1 protein-coding gene is annotated in these 7,220 nt (G+C 69.6%); it reads left to right on the forward strand.

Features of this window, described 5'->3' with window-relative positions:
- A partial coding sequence (locus tag NS331_RS26900) for an S-layer family protein (RefSeq protein WP_082702751.1) occupies positions 1 to 7,220 on the forward strand: 7,220 nt, incomplete at both ends.

Consider the following 7,220-nt stretch of genomic DNA (forward strand, 5'->3'; position numbering starts at 1 on the left):
GCCGGTGCGGACGTGCGCACCACGGGCAGCGCCGCGGGCGGCAGCGTCGACGTGCAGTCGGGCACCGCCGCGGTCACCATGACGGCCGGCAGCAGCCTGAATGCCGGTGCCGGCACGGTGCGCGTGCAGGCGGGTGCCAATGCGGTGCTGGCGGTGCTCACGACCACGGGCGCGGCCTCGGTGCTGGCCCAGGGCAGCATCCTGGATGCGGACGCCCTCACGGGCAGCGCGCCGAACCAGGCCAACGATGCGGTGCTCAACATTGGCGCGGGCACGCTGCGGCTGGTGGCGGGCAACGGCATCGGCGATGCGGTGAACCACCTGGAGATCGCGGTGGGCACGCTGGCGGCCTCGGCATCGGGCAGCATCTATCTGCTGGAGTCGGATGGGGTGAGCGTGGGCGACGTGGCGGCGAGCGTCAACCGGGTGGGCAGCGATGCGTCGACCACCGTGGTGAGCGATGCGGGCCTGTCGGATGTGGTGACGAGCGCGAACGGGAACGTGGTGCTGCGCAGCACCACCGGGGACATCGTGCTGAACGACGGCACGGCCAGTGCGGACGGCATCGCCATCGGCGCCAACGGCACGGGCAACGTGCTGGTGCAGGCCATCGCGGGCAATGTGGTGGCCAACGCCGGTGCGGACATCCGCAGCGGCACGGGCAGCCTCAGTGTGCTGGCTGGCGGCAGCGTGACGCTGGCGGCGGGTGCGGATCTGCTGACCAGTGCGGCGGGCAGCATCGACGTGCTGGCGACCACGGGCAGCGTGAGCATGTCCACCACCAGCAACCTCACGACCCAGACGGGCAGCGTGCGGGTGCAGGCGGGGGCGGACATCACGGTGGGGCGCATCACGACGACCACGGGCAATGTGAGCCTGACGGCCGGCGGCAGCCTGATCGACGCAGACGGGCTGGTGGCCGGGGCGGACGACACGGTGGTGAACGTCGTGACGGCGGGGCTGCGTCTGAGTGCGGGCAATGGCGTCGGCAGCGGCACCAACGCCATCGAGACGACCGTGACCACGCTGAGCGCCCGTGCGGGTGCGGGCGGTGTGTTCCTGACCGAGACCGACGGCCTGACCGTGGGTGACGTGGCGGTGGGCATCAACCGGGTGGGCAGCAATGCCCAGACGGCGGTCGTGACCGATGCGACCCAGTCCGACATCGCGACGACCGCCACCGGCAGCATCGTGCTGCGCAGCACCGCGGGTGACCTGGTGCTCAATGACGGCACGGCCAACACCGACGGCATCGCCATCAGCGCCAACGGCACGGGCAACGTGCTGGTGCAGGCGATCAGCGGCAACGTGCTCGCCAATGCCAATGCGGACATCCGCAGCGGCACCGGCAGCGTGAGCGTGCTGGCCTCGGGCAGCATCACGCTGGCCGCGGGCGCGGATGTGCTGACCAGCGCCGCTGGCAGCATCGACGTGCTGGCGGCCGCGGGTGCGGTGGCGATGAGTACCACCAGCAACCTCACGACCCAGACGGGCAGCGTGCGGGTGCAGGCGGCGACGGACATCACCGTGGGGCGCATCACGACCACCACGGGCAACACCAGCCTGACGGCGGGTGGACGCGTCGTGGATGCGGATGCCAATGGCGATACCACGGTCAACGTGGTGACCAATGGGCTGCGGCTGAGTGCGGGCAACGGCATCGGAGCCGGTGCGAATGCACTGGAAGTGACCGTGAGCACGCTGAGCGCCCGTGCGGGTGCGGGCGGCGTGTTCCTGACGGAGACCGATGGCCTGACGGTCGGCGACGTCTCGGTGAGCGTCAACCGCGTGGGCGGCAATGCGCTGACGACGACGGTGAGCGATGCGAACCAGTCGGACATCGTGACGAGCGCCAACGGCAGCATCGTGCTGCGCAGCCTGACGGGCGACGTCGTGCTGAACGACGGCAGCGCTACAGCGGATGGCATCGCCATCAGCGCCAATGGCACGGGCAACGTGCTGGTGCAGGCACTGGGCGGCAACGTGATCGCTGCCGCAAATGCGGACATCCGCAGCGAGACGGGCAACGTGAGCGTCCTGGCTTCGGGCAGCATCACGCTGGCGGCCGGTGCGGATGTGCTGACCGGTGCGGCCGGCAGCATCGACGTGCTGGCGACGGCCGGCGCTGTGGTGATGAGCACCACGAGCAACCTGACGACTCAGACCGGCAACGTGCGTGTCCAGGCGGGCACGGACATCACCGTGGGCCGCATCACAACGACCACGGGCAACACGAGCCTGACAGCGGGTGGCAGCGTCGTTGACGCAGACGCCCTGGCGGCCGGTGCGGACGACACGGCGGTGAACATCGTGACGAACGGCCTGCGCCTGAGCGCCGGCAACGGGATCGGCCTGGGCAGCAACGCCATCGAAACCACGGTGACGACGCTGAGCGCCCGCGCGGGCGCGGGCGGCGTGTTCCTGACGGAGACCGACGGCCTGACCGTCGCCGACGTGGCCGCCAGCATCAGCCGCGTGGGCAGCGATGCGCTGACCACGACGGTGAGCGACGCCGCACAGTCCGACATCGTGACGACGACCAACGGCAGCATCGTGCTGCGCAGCACGGCTGGCGACATCGTGCTGAACGACGGTACGGCCAATGCCGACGGCAATGCGCTGATCGCGAGCGGCACCGGCAACGTGCTGGTGCAGGCCATCGCCGGCAACGTGTTGGCCAACATGGATGTCCGAAGCGGCACGGGTAGCATCAGCGTGCTGGCCTCGGGCAGCGTGACCCTGGCCGCGAATGCCGACGTGCTCACCAGCGCCGCTGGCAGCATCGACGTGCTGGCCACGGCCGGTGCGGTGCTGATGAGCACCACGAGCAATCTCACGACCCAGACGGGCAGCGTGCGTGTCCAGGCGGGCACGGACATCACGGTGGGCCGCATCACGACCACGACCGGCAACACCAGCCTCACGGCCGGTGGCAGCCTGATCGACGCGGACGGCCTAGTGGCCGGTGCCGACGACACGGTGGTCAACATCGTGACGAATGGCCTGCGCCTCAGTGCAGGCAACGGCATCGGTGCCAGCAACAACGCCATCGAGACGACCGTGACGACGCTGAGCGCTCGCGCCGGTGCCGGCGGCGTGTTCCTGACCGAAACCGACGGTCTGACCGTGGGCGATGTGGGCGTGAGCATCAACCGCGTGGGCGGCGATGCGCTGACGACGGCGGTGAGCGATGCGAACCAGTCGGACATCGTGACGAGCGCCAACGGCAACGTGGTCCTGCGCAGCACGACGGGTGACCTGGTGCTGAACGACGGCACTGCGGCGGCGGATGGCATCGCCATCAGCGCCAACGGCACGGGCAACGTGCTGGTGCAGGCGATCGCCGGCAACCTGATCGCCAACGCCAATGCGGACATCCGTAGCGGCACGGGCAGCATCAGCGTGCTGGCCTCCGGCAGCGTGACGCTGGCGGCCGGTGCGGACGTGCTGACCAGCGCGGCGGGCAGTATCGACATGCTGGCGACCGCAGGCGCGGTGGTGATGAGCACCACCAGCAACCTCACGACGCAGACCGGCAACGTGCGTGTCCAGGCGGGCACGGACATCACGGTGGGCCGCATCACGACCACGACCGGTAACACCAGCCTGACGGCGGGCGGCAGCATCGTTGATGCGGACGCTCTGGTGGCCGGCGCCGACGACGGCGTGGTCAATATCGTGACGAACGGCCTGCGCCTCGCCGCAGGCAATGGCATCGGCTCTAGCAGCAACGCCATCGAGACCACGGTGACGACGTTGAGCACCCGCGCGGGCGCGGGTGGCGTGTTCCTGACGGAGACCGACGGCCTGACGGTCGGCGACGTGTCCGCCAGCATCAACCGCGTGGGCAGCGATGCACTGACCACGGCGGTGAGCGACGCCACGCAGTCCGACGTCGTGACGACGGCCAACGGCAGCATCGTGCTGCGCAGCACGGCCGGTGACATCGTGCTGAACGACGGCACGGCCAATGCCGACGGCAACGCGCTGATCGCGAACGGCGCCGGCAACGTGCTGGTGCAGGCCATCGCCGGCAACGTGCTGGCCAACATGGACATCCGCAGTGGCACCGGCAGCATCAGCGTGCTGGCCTCTGGCAGCGTGACCCTGGCCGCGAACGCCGACGTGCTGACCAGCGCGGCCGGCAGCATCGACGTGCTGGCCACGGTGGGCAGCGTGGTGATGAGCACTACGAGCAACCTGACGACCCAGACGGGCAGCGTGCGCGTGCAAGCGGGCACGGACATCACGGTGGGCCGCATCACCACGACGACTGGCAACACCAGCCTGACGGCCGGCGACAGCATCGTTGACGCGGACGCCCTCGTGGCGGGCGCTGACGACGGCGCGGTCAACGTCGTGACGAACGGCCTGCGCTTGAGCGCGGGCAACGGCGTCGGCTCGGGCAGCAACGCCATCGAGACGGCCTTGACGACGCTGAGCGCCCGTGCGGGTGCAGGCGGTGTGTTCCTGACAGAAACCGACGGCCTGACCGTCGGCGATGTGGGCGTGAGCATCAACCGCGTGGGCTCCAACGCGCTGACCACGGTGATGAGCGATGCGACGCAGTCGGACATCGCCACGACGGCCAATGGTCACGTGGTGCTGCGCAGCACCACGGGCGACCTGGTACTGAACGACGGCACGGCGGCGGCGGACGGTATGGCCATCAGCGCCAATGGCACGGGCAACGTGCTGATCCAGGCCATCGCGGGCAATGTGGTGGCCAATGCCAATGCGGACATCCGCAGCGGCACGGGCAGCATCAGCGTGCTGGCCTCGGGCGGCGTGACGCTGTCTGCCGGTGCGGACGTGCTGACCAGCGCCGCCGGCAGCATCGACGTGCTGGCGACGGCCGGTGCCGTGGTGATGAGCACCACGAGCAACCTGACGACTCAGACCGGCAACGTGCGGGTCCAAGCGGGCACGGACATCACGGTGGGCCGCATCACCACGACCACGGGCAACACCAGCCTGACGGCGGGCGGCAGCATCGTTGATGCGGACGCCCTCGTGGCGGGCGCAGACGACGGGGCGGTCAACATCGTGACGAACGGCCTGCGCCTGAGCGCCGGCAACGGCATCGGCGCCGGCAGCAATGCCGTCGAGACGACCGTGACCACGCTAAGCGCCCGCGCCGGTGCGGGCGGCGTGTTCGTGACCGAAACCGACGGTCTGACGATCGGCGACGTGTCGGCCAGCATCAATCGCGTGGGCGCCGATGCGCTGACCACGGCGGTGAGCGATGCCGCGCAGTCCGACATAGTGACGACGGCCAACGGCAACGTGGTCCTGCGCAGCACCACGGGCGACCTGGTGCTGAATGACGGCACTGCGGCAGCCGACGGCAACGCCATCAGCGCCAACGGCAGTGGCAACGTGCTGATGCAGGCACTGGGTGGCAACGTCCTCGCCAATGCCAATGCAGACATCCGCAGTGGCACCGGCAGCGTGAGCATCCTGGCTTCGGGCAGCGTGACGCTGTCGGCCGGTGCGGACGTGCTGACCAGCGCTGCGGGCAGCATCGACGTGCTGGCCACGGCCGGTGCCGTGAGCATGTCCACGACCAGCAACCTCACGACCCAGACGGGCAGCGTGCGTGTGCAGGCGGCGACGGACATCACCGTGGGGCGCATCACGACCACCACGGGCAACACCAGCCTGACGGCGGGTGGACGCGTCGTGGATGCGGATGCCAATGGCGATACCACGGTCAACGTGGTGACCAATGGCCTGCGGCTGAGTGCGGGCAATGGCATCGGCGCGGGCAACAACGCCATCGAGACGACGGTGAGCACGCTCAGCGCCCGTGCGGGCGCGGGCGGCGTGTTCCTGACGGAGACCGATGGCTTGGCGGTCGGGGATGTGGCCGTGAGCATCAACCGTGTCGGCGGCAATGCGCTGACCACGGCGGTGAGCGATGCGACGCAGTCGGATCTCGTGACGACGGCCAACGGCAATGTGGTGCTGCGCAGCCTGACGGGCGACGTCGTGCTGAACGACGGCACGGCGGCAGCGGATGGCATCGCCATCGGCGCCAATGGCACGGGCAATGTGCTGGTGCAGGCACTGGGCGGCAACGTGACGGCCAATGCCAGCGCGGACATCCGCAGTGGCACGGGCAGCATCAGCGTCCTGGCTTCGGGCAGCGTGACGCTGGCGGCCGGTGCGGATGTGCTGACCAGCGCCTCGGGCAGCATCGACGTGCTGGCGACGGCCGGCGCCGTGGTGATGAGCACCACGAGCAACCTCACGACCCAGACCGGCGACGTGCGTGTCCAAGCGGGCACGGACATCACCGTCGGCCGCATCACGACCACGACCGGCAACACCAGTCTGACGGCCGGCGGCAGCGTCATTGACGCTGATGCCCTGGTGGCCGGAGCGGACGACGCCGTCGTGAACATCGTGACGAACGGCCTGCGCCTGAGTGCAGGCAACGGCATCGGCGCAGGCAGCAACGCCCTGGAGACCACGGTGACCACGCTGAGCGCCCGAGCTGGTGCAGGCGGCGTGTTCCTGACGGAAACCGACGGCCTGACGGTCGGCGACGTATCGGCCAGCATCAACCGCGTGGGCGTCGATGCGCTGACCTCTGCCGTGGTGGACGCCACGCAGTCGGACATCGCCACGACCGCCAACGGCAGCATCGTGCTGCGCAGCACCACGGGCGACCTGGTGCTGAACGATGGCACGGCAGCCGCCGACGGCAACGCCATCAGCGCCAACGGCTCTGGCAACGTGCTGGTGCAGGCGATTGCAGGCAACGTCCTTGCCAACGCCAACGCGGACATCCGCAGCGGCTCGGGTAATGTGAGCGTGCTGGCCTCCGGCAGCGTGACGCTGTCGGCCGGTGCCGATGTGCTGACCAGCGCGGCGGGCAGCATCGACATGCTGGCGACCGCGGGTGCGGTGGTGATGAGCACCACCAGCAACCTCACGACGCAGACGGGCAACGTGCGTATCCAGGCGGGCACGGACATCACGGTCGGCCGCATCACGACGACCACGGGCAACACCAGCCTGATCGCGGGCGGCAGCATCGCCGACGCGGATGGCCTGGTGGACGGTGCCGACGACACGGTGGTGAACATCGTGACCAACGGCCTGCGCCTCACCGCCGGGAACGGCATCGGTGCCGGCAGCAACGCCATCGAGACCACGGTGACCACGCTGAGCGCTCGCGCCGGTGCTGGCGGTGTGTTCCTGACGGAGACCGA

Origin of the sequence: Pseudacidovorax intermedius (assembly GCF_001476815.1) — a bacterium.
GTDB lineage: Bacteria > Pseudomonadota > Gammaproteobacteria > Burkholderiales > Burkholderiaceae_C > Xenophilus > Xenophilus intermedius_A.